Annotated in this window: 14 protein-coding genes; 10 read left to right on the top strand and 4 right to left on the bottom strand. The window is 32.8% G+C overall.

Translation table 11 applies throughout. The features are described from left to right. Positions 1–114: 114 nt before the first annotated feature. The 3 genes from P0R33_RS08220 to P0R33_RS08230 form a co-directional block, all read right to left on the bottom strand. Entirely contained in the window at positions 115–2,430 is a 2,316-nt protein-coding gene (locus tag P0R33_RS08220; protein WP_276174981.1) for a BamA/TamA family outer membrane protein, read from the bottom strand. Then, a complete protein-coding gene (locus P0R33_RS08225; RefSeq protein WP_276174982.1) occupies positions 2,414–7,525 on the bottom strand; it encodes a translocation/assembly module TamB in 5,112 nt (1,703 codons plus the stop codon). Before P0R33_RS08225 ends, P0R33_RS08220 begins: the two co-directional genes overlap by 17 nt. Positions 7,526–7,700: 175 nt before the next feature. Then, a complete protein-coding gene (locus P0R33_RS08230) occupies positions 7,701–8,660 on the bottom strand; it encodes a GSCFA domain-containing protein (protein ID WP_276174983.1) in 960 nt (319 codons plus the stop codon). 295 nt (positions 8,661–8,955) lie between these two features. Here P0R33_RS08230 and P0R33_RS08235 point away from each other — a divergent pair, with 295 nt between their 5' ends. After that, the gene (locus P0R33_RS08235; protein WP_276174984.1) at positions 8,956–10,701 is read left to right on the top strand and encodes an ABC transporter ATP-binding protein; all 1,746 of its coding nucleotides are present in this window, start codon (positions 8,956–8,958) and stop codon (positions 10,699–10,701) included. A gap of 285 nt (positions 10,702–10,986) precedes the next feature. Here the strand turns inward: P0R33_RS08235 and alaS are convergent, their stop codons facing one another. Next, complete coding sequence (alaS, locus tag P0R33_RS08240; protein WP_276174985.1) at positions 10,987–13,629, bottom strand: alanine--tRNA ligase; 2,643 nt, start codon at positions 13,627–13,629, stop codon at positions 10,987–10,989. A gap of 278 nt (positions 13,630–13,907) precedes the next feature. Between alaS and P0R33_RS08245 the strand changes: the two genes are divergently transcribed. From P0R33_RS08245 to P0R33_RS08285, 9 genes are all read left to right on the top strand, one after another. Beyond that, positions 13,908–14,885 (top strand): M23 family metallopeptidase, encoded by a 978-nt coding sequence (locus tag P0R33_RS08245; RefSeq protein WP_276174986.1) that lies wholly within the window; start codon positions 13,908–13,910, stop codon positions 14,883–14,885. A 47-nt stretch (positions 14,886–14,932) separates the two neighbouring features. Further along, positions 14,933–15,265 (top strand): MerR family transcriptional regulator, encoded by a 333-nt coding sequence (locus tag P0R33_RS08250; RefSeq protein WP_125722513.1) that lies wholly within the window; start codon positions 14,933–14,935, stop codon positions 15,263–15,265. Between the two features lie 33 nt (positions 15,266–15,298). After that, the gene (locus P0R33_RS08255) at positions 15,299–15,880 is read left to right on the top strand and encodes a LemA family protein (protein ID WP_276174987.1); all 582 of its coding nucleotides are present in this window, start codon (positions 15,299–15,301) and stop codon (positions 15,878–15,880) included. Between the two features lie 31 nt (positions 15,881–15,911). Further along, complete coding sequence (locus tag P0R33_RS08260; RefSeq protein ID WP_276174988.1) at positions 15,912–16,349, top strand: TPM domain-containing protein; 438 nt, start codon at positions 15,912–15,914, stop codon at positions 16,347–16,349. A gap of 3 nt (positions 16,350–16,352) precedes the next feature. Beyond that, complete coding sequence (locus P0R33_RS08265) at positions 16,353–17,186, top strand: TPM domain-containing protein (protein ID WP_276174989.1); 834 nt, start codon at positions 16,353–16,355, stop codon at positions 17,184–17,186. Positions 17,187–17,221: 35 nt separating this feature from the next. Then, positions 17,222–18,001 carry a tetratricopeptide repeat protein gene (locus tag P0R33_RS08270; RefSeq protein WP_276174990.1) on the top strand — a complete coding sequence of 260 codons (780 nt, stop codon included), beginning with the start codon at positions 17,222–17,224 and terminating at the stop codon, positions 17,999–18,001. 10 nt (positions 18,002–18,011) lie between these two features. Then, on the top strand, positions 18,012–18,425 hold the full coding sequence (locus P0R33_RS08275) for an Rrf2 family transcriptional regulator (protein WP_276174991.1): 414 nt from the start codon (positions 18,012–18,014) through the stop codon (positions 18,423–18,425). Positions 18,426–18,682: 257 nt separating this feature from the next. Beyond that, positions 18,683–21,229, top strand: coding sequence for a TonB-dependent receptor (locus tag P0R33_RS08280; protein WP_276174992.1), 2,547 nt, complete (start codon positions 18,683–18,685; stop codon positions 21,227–21,229). Positions 21,230–21,362: 133 nt separating this feature from the next. Next, positions 21,363–22,118, top strand: coding sequence for a DUF2490 domain-containing protein (locus P0R33_RS08285; RefSeq protein WP_276174993.1), 756 nt, complete (start codon positions 21,363–21,365; stop codon positions 22,116–22,118). The last annotated feature ends 64 nt before the right edge of the window (positions 22,119–22,182 follow it).

Raw genomic sequence — 22,182 nt, forward strand, 5'->3', positions numbered from 1 at the left:
TACACTAATTTTTTGAATACTTAATTTTGAATTTATAGAATTTCAAATTGAAATTAATCAATAAATATAGCATAGTGAATTCGTGAAAATTAGTGTAATTCGTGGCAAAAAATTTTAGAACGGATATCCAATAGCAATATTCAAAATAAGATTGTCTTTTCTCCAAGAACTGCTTCCGAAATTAATATCATCAATAACCCATCTTTGTCCGTCTGGCAAGGCTGGATTCCTTAACGGAATGGCTAAATCTGTTCTTAAAACCAAAAATGACAAATCGAAACGTAAACCTGCTCCCGCTCCAACAGCCAATTCTTTCATAAAATCTTTTGAGATTTCAGCTCCAGGTTTATTAGGATCGGCGTGAAGAAGCCAAATATTTCCGGCATCTATAAATACAGCTCCTCTAACTATGCTAAATAATTTAGCGCGATATTCTGTATTGAATTCTAACTTTAAATCGGCAGACTGATCTGGAGTAAAATTATTATTTGTCGGCGGCGGAATAACATAACTTCCCGGACCTAAAGTTCGCGCTCTAAAAGCTCGAATACTATTTGTTCCTCCAACAACAAACTGTTTTGAAGTTGGCAACACATTCGAATTTCCATATGCAAATCCAGCTCCCACAATTAATCTGCTGGCCAATTCGCTTTCTTTTCCGAGTTTTAGATAATGTCTAAAATCCGTCTTTATTTTTACGTACTGGCTGAAAGGAACATCAAATATATTTTTAACATTATTAGGATAATCTGCTCCTGTAACCAAACCTGTAATGTTTCCAGCTAAGTCTAATTCGCCATTAAAATAGATGGTGTTTTTTCGACGTTTTTGCATCGTATTGGTGTATGTATAATTATAAGTCGGACCAAAAATCAATTGTTTTTCAATTACCCGTTCCAAAGCAGGATCTTCTTGAATATCTGCGAGATATTCTTCTGTAACATGGTTTGGACTTACATAAGTAATGTCAATCACATTCAATTGGTGTTCTTTACGAATGTTTTCTTTCCACAAATAACCAAAAGAAGTATTAAAAGAATTCAAGGCATATAATTGAGTTCTTTTTTGATATTCATAACGTATTGTCGCTTTTGTTCTCGGTACAAATTCGCTGTTTCCTTCTATATTGAAAGGTGAAATAAATCGCGGCCAAGTCAAACTAACTTCGCCTCCGAGCTTGTAAATATTCTTGCCTTTATTGGCTCCGCCTAATTGAAAATCGGCACCACCAAAAACCGAAGCAGTAAATAATTCTGCTCCTTTAAAAAAGTTTCGATTGTTCCAGTTTAAATTTAATTCCGTTCCAGTATAACTTGCCGAATTGGTTTTTCCGATTACTTCAACACGGATAAATTTTTTAGGCAAAAGCGTTAGATAATAATAAGAATCCAAAGCATTCGGAATAGAATCTGAAGACTTAAATTCGTTTTTCACAAAACTGAAAGTTCCAAGATTTACAAATCGATTTAAAGTTAAATTATGATCTTTTCTATTGTAAACATCGCCTTTTTTAAAGTAAATTGTTCGGTCGTAAATTCTTGGTTTAAAAGTATCAGCGGTATCAATTATGGTAAAATCTTTATATTGTGTAATATTTCTTTTTCTATAAACTGCGCTGTCATTAGTAAGGGAATAATTTGGATAGACAAAAATCTTGTCAATTTTATAAGCTGTCAAAGCCTTAACTGGCGTATCATCTTTTATAACCAGTCTGATTTTAACTTCGTGATCTCCTTTACTGCTATCAACCTTTGCCAAAATATAATCTGGATTAAAATAAAAATATCCTTTCTCCTTTAATCGCGCGTCGATTCTTTCTCTCTCCGCTTTAATAACATCCAAATCGTATGGATTTCCAACTTTCAATAAACTTCTTCTGTGGCTTTTTGCAATAATTTTAGACATTTTTAAAGAGTCGTCTGGAAAAATAACACTTTTTATAATGTATTGTTTTTTTGGCGTAACGGTATATTCTGCCTTAACTCTTTTATTTCTAACAGTTGAATCGGCACTAACTCTAACTTTAAAATAACCTCTATTTTCAGCAAAGTTTCTCAAAACCGAAACATTATAATCTAAATCAACTTGACTGAAAAGTACTGGCGCTTCACCTACTTTATTTCGTAACCAATATCTCGTTCCTTTGTCTTTTTTGGGTTCTCCAGCAAGATTATAAATCAACAATTTTGGTCGCAAACCAAAAATCTGCTTGTTCGGTTTTGGACGCAATAAGCCTTCTAGTTCTGTTTCTAAAGCTTTTCGATCTTTCTTTTTCATAATCGAATCTTTAATGGTAACCGAACCGCCTGTATAAAGCAAATCGCCTTCTGGAAGATATTTTGTATTACTGCATCCCAAAACAAAAAATAAAGCAAGGAGTGCCGTACACTTTATAAAATAGGCTCTTATATGATTATGTTTTTTGCTCATTTCCTTTAATTTGATTTTCATCTTCGTTCTCCTGCAGTTTTTCTTTTTCTTTATCCGCTTTCTTTTTTTGCTTTTCTTTCTCTTTACGAATTTTTTCTTCTCTAATTAGTTCCTTTTCTTCTTCTGTACGATGAAAAAGTTCTCTGAATTTATTGTAACTCATTGTAATTACAAAAGCAACTCCAGTTTCTATAACCTGTCCTTCAACCGCAACCTGATATTGGTTTTTACGATAGGCACGAACCATATAACGTCCGTCTTTTGTTAATTGATAATCTAAAGCCACATCTCCCGCAATATTGGTGCTTTCTTCGTTGGCACGTTCTTGGCCTTCAACACCAAAACTGCTTCCAACGGTAACTTTCAATCGATCGTCTAGTAATTTTTTAGAAACTTCAACATTCAGATCTGTTCTGTTTTGCATCGTTCCAGTTGTGTAATCTTCGGTTGATTCTAAATCGAAATTAACTTCAAATCCTGTAATTAAATCTCCTGCAAGATTATTTAATTGCTGAGAAAGAATTTTGCTCACACTTTGTCTGGCAAAAGATTCTGCGTTTGTACCGCCACTTTCGCTCGAAAAAGGATTTTCTCCCACAAATCTGTTCAATAATAAAAGTGCGAAAACCTGTTTATTTAATTCTGCTGGATCTTGTTCTAACTGTTTTAATTTTGCTTGTGTAAGTTCTACTACATCCGAAGAAACATTATAATTTCCTTCAGGAAGTACAATTCCGAATGAAATTTCTGGTTTCAATAATTCTCCATTCATTTTCAGTAAAGTCTGAAAAGGAAGTTTTTGTTTGTATGTATTTTGAACCGTCTGAGATTCTCCTTTCAATTGATTTCCTAACAAATCAATCGGAGCTGTATTGACTTTGTAAATTGCCGTAATATTTAAAGTCGCCATTGTCGGTTCTCCATTCCAAGTAATAAAACTTCCTTTCTGGATATCGAATTTTCTTTTTATTCCGTTGAAATTCATTTGATAAGAACCATCCGAAAACTCATATTTCCCTGTCAAAGTTGTCTTTCCAGATTGATCGATTCCGCCAACTAATTCTGCTTCTCCTTTTAAATTCAAATAATCGCCATTTGATTTATCAATCAGCAAAGTTAATTCTGCTTCTTTATCAATAGAAATCGCGACATTGACATCCATTCCTTTTATTTCAGATTGATTCAATTTATTCTGCATATCTACAGTTTGTTTGAGATATACATTGTCTTCATCTACAAATTCTACAATTCCTTCACGATCTGCGATAGAAGGATCTGATTGCGGCATTACAACCGTAAATTTGGTTTCTTTATTGATTTTGATTGATCCGTCGACAACTGGACTATCCAAATCGCCTTTAATATTTAGTTTTGTATCTAAAAATAAATCTCCGTAGAATAAATCGTTGTCTTTTGCTTTCGAATTAATGGCTCTAAAATTATCGGCTTCAACCAGTAAATCGAAGTTGTATTTTCTAAAATCTGCCGATTTTATATTTCCGTTTACGTACAATTCGTTGTCATTTTCATCAAAAAGAGAGAATTTATCAAATGAAATGGTCTCGTTATTAAACGTGATTTTTTCTTTTCCAATTTTAAAATAAGAATTCAGCTGAGTTACTCTAAAAGCAGCGTCGTTAAAATTAAGTTCCCCGTTAATTCTTGGCGTTTCTGTATTTCCAGTAATATTAAAATTCCCAGATAAGTATCCCGATCCTTCGGTAATATTATCCATACTAAAACCTTGAATACTTTTAATGTTCAGTTTATTAATATCGACATCAAAATCAAAAGTTCCAGCATCTATTTTATAATCGCCAGTTAATTTAAGATCGTTTCCTTCATCGCTTAAACTTACATTTGCAGCAAGTGTATTCGCCGTTTTATTGTCTACTTTTATTTCTAAATCGCCAACTTTATCTCCTTTAAAAGTAAAATCATCAATTTTTAAATCGGATGTAAAAGTCGGATTCGTCATTACATTTTCTACCAATGCATTTCCGTTAATCAAACCTTGCATTAACAATTCGTCTTTTTTAACCATATTCATAATGGTTTCGATTTTGAAGTTTACAAAATCGACTTGCAATGGCGCATTATCTTGAGTTCCTTGCGATTGAACTTTTAATTCATTTCCGTTATTATTCAGATTAAACTTGTTGACGTAAAGTCGTTTTTCTCCAAATTCGATAGCATTTTCTGGATCGACATTCCATTTATCGTAGTTTAAGATAAAGTTTTCGGCATCTAATTTTAAGATGTTTTTAGAATCTTCCGCTTTAAATTCACCCGCAATATAATATTGCTGTTTTTGTTTAGCATCTTGAACTTCAAGTGCATAATCTAAAATATTATTCTGAACTTGTCCTTTTAAACTTGTAAACGGAATTTTTAAAGAACCGCTTTCAATTGTCGCAATAGAAATAGAATATTCTAAAGCATTTTCTTTGGCTTCTATATTGATTTTTCCGTCAGAAATGGTGTTATCTCCGTAAGTAATTCTCGGAATTGTTCCTCTAACTTCCAAAGAATCTGTTACATTATTGTATTTTCCTGTAATTTTAATTGGCTCTAAACCTGTTAGTTTCGGAACCAATTTAAACAAAATTGGATCATTGTCTACGGTAAGTGTAAAAGCTAATCTTTGCTCGTCTGATTCTCCTTTTGCTTTCGGATTTTTCAAGTCGATATATTTCGACAAAGATTTTTTCATCGCAGCAGCAAGTGTCGTCAATTTATATTTTCCGTCGACTTCTGCTTTTAAAAACTGAGAAGAAACTTTGATATTATTTCGAGAATTATCTGCAAAAGCAATTACGCGAACCGAATCCAGAACAATTGGTTCTTTATCTTGTAAAATTTGAACATTCGAAAGAAATACTTTTCCGTTTAAATAATCAGGATTACTATTTGTAATATCGGCATCGACATTTCCGCGAAGTTTCATCGGGCCGGCGTGTAGATTGAGTTTTTCTAAATCGGCAATATCCAAGTTTAGTTTCAATTTTACGGTCGGATATTTATCTTTTGTATCGCCCGAAGCCGTTAAATCAAAATTTAGATTTGGATCTTTCATTCCAGATTTTACTGCAAAAGAGCCGTTTTCGATATTTCCTTTTAAAGCTAAATCTTTGTAAGTGTATCTATTAAAAACTGCTTTTTGTACCAAACCGTCGATTGCTGCATTTGCCGTTTTCGGGTCTAATCCTATTCCTTTAACTTTCGCTTTAAGCGTAATTTTTCCGATCGAATCGTTTTTAATTAATCTTCCCAAATCGAAATCTAGCAGATAAACTTCTGCATCATATTTTTCTCTTTTTTTAATTCTTTGATCGAATAATACATCAACTTTTGCGTTTCCGAAACTGCTATTTAAAGCTAAATTGGTTTTGAAACTTTGTACCGAACCTTTAAATTTTCCTTGCAAACTTATTTGAGAAGGAATTTGAATATTCTTCGGAATTGTTCCCGCTGGCACAAACATATTAATGTCTTTTGCCGTGCTCGAAATCTTTTTGATATTTAAATCGTAATACGCTTTTTGTGCATCTGGCAACCCAGCGATTTTCCCCGAAAGGGAAACTTTTGTAGAACCAATTCCGCTCATTTCAAATTTCGAAATATTCAAATCTTTTACTTTTCCGCTTACACGGCTGTCGACATAAAGAATCGCATTTGGATTACTTTTAAACGGATTTGTATTTTGTAAATCGGGCACAAACAATAAAATGTCTTTGAAACCAATTTTAGACTCTTTTAAATTGGCATCAATAGCAAGATCTCCTAAATCTTTTTGAAGTGATTCAAGTGATTTATATTCTGCTTTAACTTTATCTTGTACAAGCGTTTGCGGCGTTTTCAAATACAAATTATTTAGAGAAGCATTTTTAGGTCCATAAAAGAAATCTGTTTTTAAAGCTTGAATTTCTAATCCGCTTTTTTCGTTTACGGTTAATGTTTTTAAATTTCCAGAAATGGTATCATTTCCATAATATAATTTTTCGGCTTTGAAATTGAATTTACTCAAATCTAAATGCGAATAATCTAAACCTTTGGTTTTAGGTTTCGATTGCATATCATCAAATTTAAACGCTATATTTTCTAGATTAGTTTCGTTTAATTTTACTTTCCAACCTGCTTGTTTTATAGAAGTTGAATCTAATTTTGGAGTTTGAATTTCTTTGTCTTTTGCTCCTAATCTGAGATTTCCGCTCAGATTTTTTATTTCGAAAGTATCAAAATCTAAAAGCTGATTATTTAAATCAATTTTATTGGCAACTAAATTCAGATTCCCTAAACGAATTCCTGAATTAAGTTTTGAATCTTTATTATCGTATAAAATATCAATTTTAGAAAGTGCCACTTTTCCAAGATTTAAATTGAAATCTGGACGTTTCGAAATTGTATCAACAGTTTTCACCGAAACTTCGGCAATTTTCTCCACAACATCTTGATCTAAAACAACTTTCAACCCATTTAAATTAATATTTGGAATGTTAAAGTTCATTTTATCCAAATCAAATTCTTTGAATTTGGTATCAAAATGCGTCAGGTTTACGCGAATATCATTTTTAGCAAAATCATCTTTAAAGTTGAATTTAACTTGATCGAGATTTACTTTTACAACCGAAATCTTAAAAGGTTTTGCATTTGGATCTTCTACTTTTGGTTCTTTAGATTCGAATGCTTTTATGATGTAATCAAAATTGAAAACACCGTCTTTGTTTCTAGAAATATTGGCTTTTACGTTTTCAAGCGAAACCGAATTGATTTCTAGTTCGCTGCTAACGAGTTTAAAAAGATCAACATCGACCTCTAAACGATTACCAGCCAGCAATGTATCTTTCTTTTGATCTTCAAAATAAAAACCTTCCAGAACTACATCTTTAGGAAATTTTATGGAAATATGTTCTAATGCAACTTTGGTTTTTATCTTTCCTTCAAGGTAAGTTATCGCTTTATCTTTAACGAAATTCTGAACGGATGGAACTTGAATTAAAATGATTATAAGCAATAATAATGTAATTACAGAAACCACGCACCAAAGCAGTACACGAAGAGTTTTTTTAAGAAAGTAAACGGGTTTCTTATTCATACGTCAATAAAATCGATTAGATTAATTGCTTCTGAAAAAAGCAAGGTTACACATTTTACAAAAATGTAAAATTTAAACCTTAACAATTTACATAATTATGAGGAATTATTCTAAAATTTTACTGCAAATCGTTGTTTTTTGTGCCACAAAGGCACTAAGGCACGAAGTTTTTTTCTTAGAATTTGATATGAGAAATCTTATTTTCTAAAATTCTAATTTTCTGCTGCAACTTAGCGAGAAATTTTTGATGCTGCTCCGATTCTGGATTGAAACTTCTGTGGCGCAGACTTTTCTGAATCTCATCAACTTGCTGCATAAGTGAAAAACTATCTTGCGATATATAATTCTCACTAAAAAGTTTCCAAATATAATCGATTGCAATTTGGTTCGGATGCAGCATATCTTCGTTGTAAAAACGATAATCACGAAGTTCATCCATCATGATTTCGTATGACGGGAAATAGTTATGAGTTTTGAGTTTTGAGTTATGACTTTTTAAAACTTGATGTAAAGCTGTAAATAAATGCGATTTACTTAACTGATTTTCTACAAAACCATCTTTGATATGACGAACGGGAGAAATCGTGAAAATGAAATTGATATTGGGGCTTAAGGCCTCGATAGATTCAATTGTATTTTGAATACTTTTTTGGATTTCATTAACCGATAATAATTCTTTTGAAAATTGTTTTTGAGGTACTTTATGACAATTGGCGACTACTTCATCGCTTTCCATATTTCTATAAATCCAAGAAGTTCCGAAGGTGATTATAATATGAGTCGCTTCTTTTAATTTTTTATTCGTTTCTGAAACAGCTTTATTTAATGTTTCCAACAATTCTTGCCTATCTGAATTACTTAAATCGGAATGCACGTCAAAACTATGCCAGCGTTCATTATGAAAAAAAACGTCTTTTTCTTCAAACAATTCTTGTTTACAAACTCTTTTAAATAATTTCTCAATTGAAACGGAGTTAAATATAATTCCAAACGGATTAGTTTCATTTTGAAATTTAAAATAATCAAATTTCTCCGCCATGTTTTCAGCAAAACAAGAACCAATAGAAAGTATTTTCGAATTATAGTCGATCGGATTATTACTTTTTGAAATTGGTATTTGGGTTCTGAATTGCATAAAATTTTTTATTCAAAAATACAGTTTAATCCTCATTTTCGATCAACAAAATCCCTCAATCAACCATTAGTCAATTAGGGATTGCCTTTATTTAAAAACTAAATTAGTAAACAACTTTTATTCAGAAAGAATTTTTATTGTTTGATGAGTTTAAAAATACCATTTAACAAAAAAAGAAAACAAGATTTATACTATAGCTTCATCTGTAAAAAATTTACATTTTTAATAACAAAAAGCATCTCCACAAACTAAAACAATTGCTTACTTTTGCATCTTCCATTTTTTTAAATCACTTATGAAATTATTATATACTTACATCATCAAACACAAAATGCTTTTATTTTTTGCTTTGATAATGGCTACTATCAACATCTGTTTCAGTTTATCAGATTCTGTAATTACAGGAAAATTAATGCAGGATTGTGGTGTTGGGCTTTCAAAATATAAAGGAAACGAATTAGGTTTCATTAAATCTTTAGCTTTTTGGCTTGGTCTTTCGCTTGGTGCGGCAATGATTTCCAGAATTACAAAAAATTTTCAGGATTACTTTACCAATGTTGTGATTCAGAGAACCGGTGCTCAAATGTACACGGACGGAATCAAAAAATCACTTGACCTTCCGTATGCCGAATTTGAAGATCAGCGAAGCGGCGAAACTTTAAGCAAACTGACAAAAGTTAGAATTGATTCAGAAAAACTAATTACGCTTTCTATCTCTTTAATTTTCCAGACTATTATTGGTTTCATTTTCGTAATCGTTTATGTAGCTCGAATTGATTTGAGAATTTCCATTATCTTTTTAATTACAGCTCCAATTATTGCTTTGGTGAGTTTATACTTAGGCAAAAAGATTAAAATCGTTTCTAGAAAAATTGTCAACCAAACCAATGCACTTGCCGGTTCTACAACCGAAAGTTTACGAAATATAGAATTGGTAAAAAGTCTTGGTTTAACCTATCAAGAAGAAAAACGCCTTAATTTAAATACTTTTAAAATTCTTCAATTAGAATTACAAAAAATTCGGTTTATAAGAAGTTTGAGTTTTATTCAAGGTACAACCGTTCACTTTTTAAGAACGTGTGTGGTTTTTGCATTGTATTATTTCTTATTCGGAGGAAAAATAATTGTCGGAGATTTATTGACAATGGTATTTTTTACTTTTTTCATCTTTGGGCCTTTGCAAGAATTAGGAAACTTTATTATTGCTTTGAATGAAACCAAAGTTTCAATGGAGAATTTTAAAACCTTATTAAATGCACCAAAAGAATTTCGACCTAAAACACCAAAACATGTTGGTGCTATACAGAAATTGCTTTTTTCGAATGTTAGTTTTCAACATAGAACTGCTAAATTTAAAGCGGTAGAAAATATCAATTTCGAAATTAAACAAGGGCAAACTGTTGCTTTTGTTGGGCCATCTGGTTCTGGTAAAACAACTTTGGTTAAATTGTTAGTTGGTTTGTACACACCTGCAGAGGGAGAAATTCTCTACAATGATATTGATTCTACAGATATTGATTTACTCGATTTAAGAAAACAATTAGGTTTTGTAACGCAAGATGCACAATTATTCTCAGGAACAATTCGTGAAAATTTATTATTTGTAAAACCAAACGCAACCGACGAAGATTTATACGACGCTCTAAAACGTGCAAGTTGCGATAAACTTTTAAGACGTGCCGAAGATGGTTTAAACACTACAATTGGCGAAGGCGGAATCAAAGTTTCTGGTGGAGAAAAACAACGTTTATCTATCGCAAGAGCTATTCTAAGAAATCCGAATTTATTGATTTTTGACGAAGCAACTTCAGCTTTGGATTCGATTACTGAAGAAGAAATTAATGCTACAATTAGAAATATTTCAGACAAAAACCGAATCACAGTTTTAATTGCCCACCGTTTATCGACTGTTATGCATGCTGATAGAATCTTTGTTTTAGAACAAGGTAAAATCATCGAGCAAGGTAAACATGAAGATTTAATTGTTGAGAAAGGCTTGTATTATGCAATGTGGCGTCAGCAAATTGGTGAGCGTAAATAGTTTTTCTAAAGGTTCTAAGATACTAAGAAGCTAAGGTTCTAAGTTTTTTATTCGAATAATTAAACGTACTATTTGTCATTTCGACTGAAAGGAGAAATCACACTAGTATATCGACAAAGATTGGCGACTTCCTTTGCGGATTTCCGCGTGTGATTTCTCCTTTCAGTCGAAATGACAAAATGCTATAAATACAAAACCCAACAGATTTAAAAAATCTGTTGGGTTTATTGTTTGAATATTCTAAAAACTTAGTCCCTTAGTATCTTAGAACCTTAGCATCTTTAATTACTTCACGAAATCAATCGCTTTAGCCAAAGCCTCAGCAATTCCGTCAACATTTTTACCTCCTGCTGTTGCGAAGAAAGGTTGGCCTCCACCACCACCTTGAATGTATTTACCTAATTCACGAACAACTTGTCCAGCGTTTAGGTTTTTCTCAGCCACAATTTCTTTTGAAATATAACAAGTTAACATTGGTTTACCTTCGTGAGCTGTAGCGAAAACTACAAATAGGTTATTATGAGAATTTCCTAATTCGTAAGCCAAATCTTTTGCTCCTTCTGGATTTAAATCAACTTGTTTTGCTAAAAACTGAACTCCATTGATTTCTTGCAATTCTTTAGCCAAATCAGCTTTCATGTTTTTAGCTTTATCTTTTAATAAAGCTTCTAATTGTTTTTTCAACTGAGCATTTTCGTCTTGTAAAGCCAAAATCGATTTCACTGGATCTTGAGCATTTTTAAGCGCTTCTTTAATTTCGTTTAAAGAAACTGCTTGAGATTCAAAATATTCTTTAGCAGCTTCACTTGTGATCGCTTCAATTCTTCTGATTCCTGCTGCAACAGCTCCTTCAGAAATAATTTTAAAATGCCAGATATCAGATGTATTTGCAACGTGAGTTCCTCCGCATAATTCGACAGAATCTCCGAATTTAATGGTACGGACTAAATCTCCATATTTCTCTCCAAACAAAGCAATTGCTCCATCTTCTAACGCTTGTTCTTTCGGAATTGCTCTTTTTTCGATTAATGGCAAACTCTCTCGGATTCTTGCATTTACGAAGTTTTCTACTTCAACTAATTCTTCATCAGTTACTTTAGCAAAATGCGAAAAGTCAAAACGTAAAGAAGCATTTCTTACCATCGAACCTTTTTGTTCAATGTGAGTTCCTAAAATCTTACGCAAACCTTGGTGTAACAAGTGTGTAGCTGAGTGATTTGACGAGGTTTTAGCTCTTTGCAAAGCATCTACAACAGCGTTAAAAGTTCCAGTAAGATTTTCTGGTAACGATTTTGCTAAATGTATTGTTTGATTATTTTCTTTTTTCGTATCGATAATATAAACAATATCACCATTTTGAACTTCAAGATATCCTTTGTCTCCAGTTTGCCCTCCACTTTCTCCATAAAAAGGAGTTGCGTTGAAAACCAATTGGAAAATTTCACCATCTTTTGCACTTTCAACTCTACGATATTTCGTGATTTTTACTTGGTGAGATAATCTGTCATATCCAACAAATTCCTGAATATCATCTTCTACAAGTACATTCCAGTCTCCTGCTGTTACTTTAGAAGCTGCACGAGATCTTTCTTTTTGCAATTGCAATTGTTCCTGGAATCCAGCTTCGTCTAATTTCAATCCTCTTTCAGAAAGAATTAAAGCTGTTAAATCGATTGGAAAACCGTAAGTATCATACAATTCAAATGCTTTTTTACCATCAATAGTATCACCGCCATTGTTATTTAAAATTACAGCATCTAAAAGAATCAATCCTTGATCTAATGTTTTTAGAAATGAGTTTTCTTCTTCACGAATTACATTCGAACAAAGTGCTTTTTGCGTTCTGATTTCTGGGAAAGAATCTCCCATTTGCTCGCTTAAAGTTTCAACCAATTTAAAAATAAATGGCTCTTTTGTTCCTAAGAAAGTAAATCCGTAACGAATTGCACGACGCAAAATTCTACGAATAACATATCCTGCACCCGTGTTAGAAGGCAATTGTCCGTCAGCAATAGCAAATGCTACAGCACGAACGTGATCTGCCACAACACGAATTGCAATATTCATTTTGTTTTGTTCTTCACTAATGCCTGTTACGTCATTAGTGGTATATTTTGCTCCTGTAATTGTTTCGATTTCTCTAATTAAAGGCATGAAAACATCAGTATCATAGTTTGATGTTTTTCCTTGCAAAGCCATGCACAAACGCTCAAATCCCATTCCTGTATCTACGTGCTGAGCAGGAAGTTTTTCTAGAGAACCATCCGCTTTACGGTTAAATTCCATGAATACATTATTCCAGATTTCAACTACTTGCGGGTGATCATTGTTTACTAAACTTTTTCCAGAAACCAATGCTTTTTCTTCCGCAGAACGTAAATCAACGTGAATTTCAGAACAAGGTCCACATGGTCCTTGATCTCCCATTTCCCAGAAATTATCTTTTTTATTTCCTAAAATAATTCTGTCTTCGTCGATTAATGTTTTCCAGATATCCCAAGCTTCTTGGTCAAACGGAACATTATCTTCTTTACTTCCCTCAAAAACAGAAACATAAAGATTCTCTTTAGGAATTTTATAAACTTCTGTCAATAATTCCCAAGCCCAGTTAATTGCTTCTTTTTTGAAGTAATCACCAAAAGACCAGTTTCCTAACATTTCAAACATAGTGTGGTGGTACGTATCAATACCCACCTCTTCAAGATCATTATGTTTTCCTGAAACACGAAGACATTTTTGCGTATCGGCTATTCTTGGACTTTTTGGAGTTCCATTACCTAAGAAAAATTCTTTAAACTGGGCCATTCCCGAGTTATTGAACATTAAGGTTGGATCGTCTTTAAGTACAATAGGAGCTGAAGGAACAATAGTGTGCCCTTTACTCTCAAAAAAATCTAAAAATTGTTTACGTACGTCTTGTGATTTCATATTTAAATTAGAAAAATGTGTCTGTTTAATGTGTCGATTTGAAAATTAGCCATTTAGATAATTTATTCATTTGATGATGCGTTAAGTTTTTTATAATGTAATTAAAAAACTTAAATTATAAACAATAAATTGTCTATTTTGCGCATTATCTAATGATAAAATAGTCCCCAATATCTAATCATTATTTCTTGTAAAAAAAGCGTCTGATTGCTGAAACATTTTGCAATTTTTTTCGACTAACTTATTTTACAGGGAGCAAAAATAGCGTATTTTAAAATATGGCGAAAGTAAAATATTATTACGACTCAGAAAATCTGGCGTATACGAAAATAAAAACCCGAAAAAGAATAAAAATTGGTTATGCCTTATTGTTTTTAGTCGCTTCGGCGCTGTTTGGTTTTTTAGTTTTTGTCCTTTTAATAAATACACCCTATTTCGAAACCCCAAAAGATCGTTTACAAGCTCGCGAAATCGAAAATTTAAAGATTCAATATTCCATTCTAAATAAAAAACTGGACGAAATTGACGAAGCTGCAGATGCATTAGAAGAGCGTGACAACAATATTTACAGAGTTTATTTCAATAAAGCTGAAATTCCAGATTCTATTAGAAAAGCTGGTTTTAGAAACTCAGAAAAATATAAAGCATTAGAAGGTTACAATAATTCGCAATTGGTTCTGAATACGACAAAAAGAGTAGACAAATTGACAAAACAATTGGCAATTCAATCGAAATCTTTAGATGATATTTTGAAATTGGCTGGAGCAAAAGAAAATTTATTATTAGCGATTCCTGCCATTCAGCCAGTTCGAAATGAGAATTTAAAACGCGTCGCGTCAGGTTTTGGATATAGAATTGATCCTTTCACGAAAGTGCGAAAAATGCATAACGGAATGGACTTTACCGCCAATACAGGCGCTCCAATTTACGCAACGGGAGATGGTGTCGTAGAAAGAGCAGACAATACCGCTTCTGGATACGGAAACCATATTGTGATCAGGCATGGTTTTGGATATGAAAGTTTGTATGCGCATTTAAGCAAATACAACTGTAAACCCGGACAACGTGTCAAACGTGGTGATGTAATTGGTTATGTTGGAAGTACAGGAAGGTCTGAAGGTCCGCATTGTCATTATGAAGTTCATAAAGATGGAAAAGTGGTCAATCCGCTGAATTTTTATTACGGAAATATTTCGGCTGTAGAATATGTCGCGATTTCGCAAATGGCCAACCAAGAAAATCAATCATTAGATTAATATTACAAAAAATAGTATTTTTGAAATAAAATAGTAAAAAACAAATCATGCATATTGAACTTTCTAAAGACAAAAGATATTACAGTATTGGCGAAGTAGCCAAAGCTTTTAATGTCAATGCCTCTTTGATACGATTTTGGGACAGCGAATTTGATATTCTAAAACCCAAAAAAAACGCAAAGGGAAACAGAATGTTCACACCAGAAGATATTACTAATTTACAATTGATTTATCATCTGGTAAAAGAGAGAGGTTTTACGCTTGATGGCGCTAAAATACACTTAAAAGAAGGTCAGAAGAAAACGTTAGATAAATTCGAAATAATACGTAAATTAGAGTCGATTAAAACGCAATTGAATGACATTAAAAACGAATTGTAATTAAAATAGAAATAAACTTAAATCAAAACAAATATGAAAAAGTGGTTAATCCCTGTAGGAATTATTATAGCACTTATTGCTATCATCGCATTTTGGTCAATTGGAATAAAAAATACTGGTTTGCAAAAAAGTCAGGCAGTTAACAAAGAATGGGGAAATGTACAAACAGCTTACCAAAGACGTAATGATCTTATTGGAAATTTAGTTAATACGGTAAAGGGAGCAGCTGATTTTGAAAAAGGAACTTTGACTGCCGTTATAGAAGCACGTGCCAAAGCAACTTCTGTTACAATTGATCCAAGCAATGTTACTCCAGAGCAATTAAAAGAATTTAACCAAGCTCAGAGTGGCGTATCTTCTTCTTTATCAAGATTATTAGTTTCTGTTGAACAATATCCGACATTGAAAGCAAATGAAAATTTCTTGAAATTACAAGATGAATTGGCTAGTACAGAAAACCAAATTTTAACTGCAAGAACTCGATTTAACGAATCGGTTCAAGATTATAACGGTTATGTTCTTTCAATTCCTAACAAATGGTTTTTAGATTACAAAGAAAAACCATACTTTGAAGCTTCTACAGGTGCAGACAAACCAGTTGAAGTAAAATTCTAAAATCAACAATCTTAACTCTAAAATCATTCACATGTCAAAAGTAGAAGATTTTTTAACCAAAGAAGAAGAGCAAGAAATTGTTGAAGCTATTCGCATGGCTGAAAATAATACTTCTGGCGAAATTAGAGTTCATATAGAAAAATCATCTTCTAAAGCTCATTACGATAGAGCTTTAGAAGTTTTTCATGAATTACGAATGGATGAAACTAAATTACAAAATGGGGTTCTACTCTATTTTGCAGTTGAAGATAAAAACTTCGTGATTTGTGGCGATAAAGGAATTAACGATTTGGTGTCTGATGATTTTTGGGATTGCACCAAAGATGTGATGACCAATCATTTTAGATCTGGAAATTTTAAACAAGGAATTGTTGACGGAATTCTAAATGCCGGAGAACAGCTTAAAAAATATTTTCCATCTCTGGAAGATGATATTAACGAATTATCTAACGAAATCTCAAAAGGATAAATGATGAAAAATTCCAAAATTAAAATCTCAAATTCCAAAAGGATTTTTCAGTTTACTCTTTTGTTTATCACATTTTTTACCTGCAATATCATTTTGGCACAATTTGATATTCCTAAAAAACCAGATTTTCAAACTTCAGTTTACGATTATGCCAACGTTTTAAGTGCTTCTGAAAAATCACAGCTAGAAGAAAAACTAATTCGTTATTCAGATTCAACCTCAACTCAAATTGTTGTTATTACAATTGAAAGTTTAAAAGGAGAAGACGTTAGTCAATTGGCCACAAAATGGGCTCAAACTTGGGGATTTGGTCAAGCTAAAGAAGATAATGGTGTGATTATTTTATTGGCTAAAGCCGAAAGAAAAATTGCTATTAATCCTGGATATGGTTTAGAAGACAGATTAACTGCAGGTATTGGCGGAACTATTATTCGTAATATTATAATTCCTGAGTTCAAAGCCGGGAGTTATTATCGCGGACTTGACAAAGGTGCCGATGCTCTTTTTGACGTGTTTACCGGCAAATATAAGGGCGAGCGCAAACAAACCAAACAAAAAGATTTTCCTATACTTCCTTTTATAGTGATTGTTGTAATTGTGTTAATACTACTTTCTCGAAATAAAAGAGGCGGAGGCGGCAATTCTGGCAATAACGGTGGAGGCGGCCCAAGCCTTCTGGATGTTATTATTCTGAGTAATCTTGGAAGAAGCGGCGGAGGCGGATTTGGAGGTTTCGGCGGAGGATCATCTGGCGGTGGTTTTGGCGGAGGCGGTGGCTTCGGTGGAGGATTTGGCGGCGGAGGATTCTCTGGAGGAGGTTCTAGCGGAAGCTGGTAAATTTATTTGTTTCACTTTTTAGGATTCTGTTGCTTATGAAAGTTAGTTTTTATCTGTTTATTCTTTGTTCTTATTTCACTTCTTATTCTCAGGAATATTTTGAAACCGATAAAGTACAAAACAATAAGGTAATTGAAGATTTAAATGCTTCTATTGCTATCGCTCCAAATGCTGAGAATTATTACTATAGAGGATATTACCATTTCTTAAATGATGATTTAGTCGATGCGATTTCTGATTATGACAAAGCAGTTTCATTAAATCCTAATGATTTTAATATCTACTTCAGCAGAGGAAATTTATTTCTAAAACTGAAAGATTACCAAAATGCAATTAACGATTTTTCAACATGCATTGCATTAGATGGAAATTCGCAGAAAGCCTATTTTAATAGAGCTTTTGCTAATAGAAAAATTTTTAATCGTACAGGTGCAATTGAAGATTATTCTAAAAGTATTGCATTAAAACCAGACAATGCAGCGGCATACCAAAACCGTGGATTATTGAGAAAAGAATTAAATTTGCATAAAGAAGCAATTGCAGATTTTGACCAAGTAATTAAAATTGATCCAAAATCTGTTGATGCTTTTCAAAATAGAGCTGTTTCTAAAGCGATGATACACGCAAAAGATGCCTTATCAGATTTTGATACAGCAGTAAATTTGGCGCCAGAAAATGCTGAAACTTATTTTAATAGAGCACTTTATTTCATTAATTTCAAAATAAAAGGAAATTATTGCGCAGATTTAAAAAAAGCGTTTAATTTTGGGTATTTACCGGCACAAGAATTAATAATAGAATATTGTAAAATTTAACAAGGAATAAATGTTATCACATAAAGCAAAATACGCCCTTAAGGCCTTACTTTATTTAGCAGAACAAGACGAAAATCACATTTCCAGAACGGTGGAAATTGCTGAAGGAGCTAATATTCCTAAAAAGTTTTTAGAGCAAATTTTATTAGACCTAAAACGCGGTCGTTTTGTGAGCAGCAAACAAGGAAAATTTGGCGGTTATTATCTGATAAAATCCAAAAATGACATTACTTTGGCAGAAATTCACCGATTATTTGACGGTGCAATTGCACTTTTGCCGTGTGCTTCTTTAAATTTTTATGAGCCTTGCTCTGATTGTAAAACCGAGTCTGAATGCAGTCTGCGTCACGGTTTAATGTTAATTAGAGACAAAACTTTGAAGGCAATGGAAGGCATCACAATAGCTTCACTTGTGAATAAATAAAAAAATATTTTCTAATCCCTAGTAAATCGATAGAATTAATTATATATATTTGCAGAAAAATAATTAACTAACCATTTACAAAAGTTTTAACATGAAAGTACATTTTAGTCGATCAAGTGTATCAAAAATTTTGCAAAACAAACAAAGAAGACTCTCCGCTTCTGTAATACGAAATTCATCTATGATGTGTATGTGCTGATTTAAAAAAATATTTTTTTTCTTTTAAACTCTACTAATCACATATACTTAATATAAAAATGAAAACATCAATACAAAATATACTTACAATATTATTCTTTTTAACCTTTTCTATCTCATTTGCACAAAACATTGAAGGTGTAGTAACAACAACAGAAAACACACCTATCGAAGCTGTAAACGTCGTAATTAAAGGAACAACCAACAGCGCAATTACAGACAATAGCGGTAAATTTGTTATCGACTCTAAAGGAAGATTGCCCTTAACTCTTTTAATTCAATATGTTGGATACAAAACTGTTGAACTAGATCTGAATTCAATACCAGTAAATCCAATTCAAGTTGCGCTTAAAGAAGAAAATGAACTTGTTGAAGTGGTAGTTTCTTCAAGACGTCGTATCGAAAAAGTGCAAGATGTTCCAATTGCGATTTCTGTTATTACAGGAAAACAAGCAGAACAAACTGGAGCTTTCAACGTTAACCGTATTAAAGAATTAGTTCCTTCTGTACAATTATATTCTTCAAACCCAAGAAATACAGGAATCAATATTCGTAGTTTAGGTTCTCCTTTCGGATTAACAAATGATGGAATTGATCCAGGTGTTGGATTCTATGTTGACGGTGTTTATTATGCTCGTCCAGCCGCTACTACTCTTGATTTTATCGATGTTGAACAAATTGAGGTTTTACGTGGTCCGCAAGGTTCTTTATTTGGAAAAAACACAACTTCTGGGGCATTTAATATTACAACTCGTAAACCAAGTTTTACTTCAGGCGCCGACTTTGAAGTGAGCTACGGAAATTATTCTTTCTTGCAAGCAAAAGCTTCTTTAACTGGTGCATTAGGAAATAAAGTTGCCGGAAGAATCTCTTTTTCAGGAACTTCAAGAGATGGTTTAGTTGATAATGTTGCAACGGGAAGAGCTACAAATACTTTAAACAATCAAGGAATTAGAGGTCAATTACTTTGGACTCCAACCGTAAATACAAATGTTATTTTTGCGGCAGATATTACAACACAGCGTCCTGATGGATATGCGCAGGTTGTTGCTGGTGTAGCGCCAACGCAAAGAGCAGCTTACCGTCAATTTGATGCTATTATTAAAGACCTAAATTATCAATTGCCAAGCTTGAATGCTTTTGATCGTAAAATAGATCATGACACGCCTTGGCGCTCTAATCAAGATATGGGAGGTTTCTCTTTAAACGTTGACACTAAAATTGGCGGGGGAACATTAACTTCTACAACTGCATGGAGATTCTGGAACTGGGATCCATCAAATGATAGAGATTTTACAGGATTGCAGGTTTTGGCTAAATCTCAAAATCCAACAAGACAAACACAAATTACACAAGAAGTTCGTTACGCTGGTCAATTGACATCTAAAATTAGCGGTGTTGCTGGAGTATTCTTTATCGACCAAACATCACAAACTGACGGTACAGAAGAATCTGGAAGCGCTCAATGGAGATTTGCTCAAAGTTCAACAAGCGCTTTATGGAAAACTCCGGGGCTTTTTGAAGGTTACGGAATCAAAACAGATGCAAGAATTAGAGCTTCTAGTGCTGCGGTATTTGGACAAATTGATTGGGCTGTTACAGATCGTCTTCACGTTTTACCAGGTTTAAGATATAACTTTGATAAAAAAGATGCTCATTATGCTCGTACGACTTATGGAGGTTTGCAAACAACAGATCCTGCATTATTAGCTTTGAAAAAATCAGTTTACTCTGATCAGGCATTTGATTCTGCTATTGATAATACGGATTTTTCTGGAAATATTACAGTTACATTTAAGGCTTCAGACAAAATCAATGCTTACGGAACTTTTGCAAAAAGTTACAAACCTGTTGGTGTAAATGTTGCTGGTCTTCCAACAAATTCTGCTGGACAACCATTATTAGATCTTGCGGTTATCAAACCAGAAAAAGTGTATCATTATGAATTTGGAGTAAAAACTTCTCCGTTCAAAAATTCAATTTTAAATATAGCTTTCTTCAATACAGATATTAAAGATTTCCAGACAAACGTTCAAGCAGCTGAATTAGGAGTAAATAGAGGTTATCTTGCAAATGCTGATAAAGTTCGTGTAAGAGGTGTAGAATTAGATGCAAGTTTTGTGTTCAGTGAGCACTTAACAATAAATGGAGCAGCAACTTACACAGATGGTAAATATGTGAAATTTACTAATGCACCGCTTCCGTTAGAAGAAACTGGAGCTCCAGTATCTTTTAAAGATGTTTCTGGATCTGCTTTGCCAGGTGCTTCAAGATGGGCAGGATCTTTAGGAGGAGAACTTTCTGATCGTGCTAAATTCTTTGGAAATGCAGGAAAAATTTTCTTAGCTCTTGATTCTTATGCTCGTTCTGAATTTTCTTCAAGCCCTTCAGCTTCAAAATATTTAGTTGTACAAGGTTACGCTATTTTTAATGCTCGTTTAGGTTTCCGTGCATCACAAGGTTTATCTGTTCACTTTTGGGGACGTAACCTTTTAAATAAAGATTACTACGAGCAATTATTGCCTGCAGGAGGAAATACAGGACAATATGCTGGTGTATTAGGTGATCAAAGAACTTACGGTGTTACGCTTAAGTATTCATTGTAAGTGGTTAATTAGTTTAGTATTAAACGAGATGCATTTTAAAATGCATCTCGTTTTTTTTATTCAAATCACAAAAAAGATTTCAAATCAAATTTTTAAATGAATAGAAATAAGATCATTTACATAAATTCGCAGCTTGAATTTATCGCAATTGAATATTTCTTCTAGGTTACTTTTTATTATAATTCTTGTTTGCCAATTTATTAATGGGCAAAATCAAAAGAATATCGACCAACAAACATTAACTTGGATTCGATACTATAATATTTTTCCATTATCTGAAAAATGGGCGATTCATTCTGAATTTGACAATCGAAGCTTTGTAAATCCTGTTCACGAAAATCTTTTTGTAATAAGATCGCAAGCGCGCTATCGTGCCAATAAAATAATGGATTTTGGCGCTGGTTTTGCTTATTTTCACGTCAATACTCAGAGCGAAAAAGTAGATCCTGATTTCTCTGTTCCTGAATATCGAGCACAGCAAGATCTTACTTTTATAAATGATATTGCGAAGATTACTTTTCATAACCGTTTTCAAATTGAAGAACGTTTCATTCAAAAAGCGGATAAAACTGGACTTTTAAATGAATTTTCTTTTGCTTTTCGATTTAGATATCGCTTGCAATCTATGTTTACGATTTGGGAAAAAGAAAAACGAAGTGTAAAAGGAACTATTTCTGATGAAATTTTATTTAATCAAGGAAAAGATAACCGCAACAATACTTTCGACCAAAATCGCTTTTATGTTGCTTTGCGTTATCATTTTAATCCAAATATTGGTTTAGAATTGGGATATTTAAAGAATTTCCAAAGGCGTTCCAGCGGTGTAGATTTCTATGATCGTGATATTATTAGATTTACTGTTTATCATAGAATTAATCGGAAATTTTAGATTTTAGATTTTAGATTTTAGATTTTAGATTTTAGATTTTAGATTTTAGATTTTAGATTTTAGA

Source organism: Flavobacterium sp. YJ01 (assembly GCF_029320955.1).
In the GTDB taxonomy this organism is placed as follows: domain Bacteria; phylum Bacteroidota; class Bacteroidia; order Flavobacteriales; family Flavobacteriaceae; genus Flavobacterium.

Bases quoted from the DNA above. Each gene is read 5' to 3' on its own strand.
- P0R33_RS08220 (WP_276174981.1), bottom strand. From the start codon at position 2,430: ATGAGCAAAAAACATAATCATATAAGAGCCTATTTTATAAAGTGTACG.
- P0R33_RS08225 (WP_276174982.1), bottom strand. From the start codon at position 7,525: ATGAATAAGAAACCCGTTTACTTTCTTAAAAAAACTCTTCGTGTACTG.
- P0R33_RS08230 (WP_276174983.1), bottom strand. From the start codon at position 8,660: ATGCAATTCAGAACCCAAATACCAATTTCAAAAAGTAATAATCCGATC.
- P0R33_RS08235 (WP_276174984.1), top strand. From the start codon at position 8,956: ATGAAATTATTATATACTTACATCATCAAACACAAAATGCTTTTATTT.
- alaS (WP_276174985.1), bottom strand. From the start codon at position 13,629: ATGAAATCACAAGACGTACGTAAACAATTTTTAGATTTTTTTGAGAGT.
- P0R33_RS08245 (WP_276174986.1), top strand. From the start codon at position 13,908: ATGGCGAAAGTAAAATATTATTACGACTCAGAAAATCTGGCGTATACG.
- P0R33_RS08250 (WP_125722513.1), top strand. From the start codon at position 14,933: ATGCATATTGAACTTTCTAAAGACAAAAGATATTACAGTATTGGCGAA.
- P0R33_RS08255 (WP_276174987.1), top strand. From the start codon at position 15,299: ATGAAAAAGTGGTTAATCCCTGTAGGAATTATTATAGCACTTATTGCT.
- P0R33_RS08260 (WP_276174988.1), top strand. From the start codon at position 15,912: ATGTCAAAAGTAGAAGATTTTTTAACCAAAGAAGAAGAGCAAGAAATT.
- P0R33_RS08265 (WP_276174989.1), top strand. From the start codon at position 16,353: ATGAAAAATTCCAAAATTAAAATCTCAAATTCCAAAAGGATTTTTCAG.
- P0R33_RS08270 (WP_276174990.1), top strand. From the start codon at position 17,222: ATGAAAGTTAGTTTTTATCTGTTTATTCTTTGTTCTTATTTCACTTCT.
- P0R33_RS08275 (WP_276174991.1), top strand. From the start codon at position 18,012: ATGTTATCACATAAAGCAAAATACGCCCTTAAGGCCTTACTTTATTTA.
- P0R33_RS08280 (WP_276174992.1), top strand. From the start codon at position 18,683: ATGAAAACATCAATACAAAATATACTTACAATATTATTCTTTTTAACC.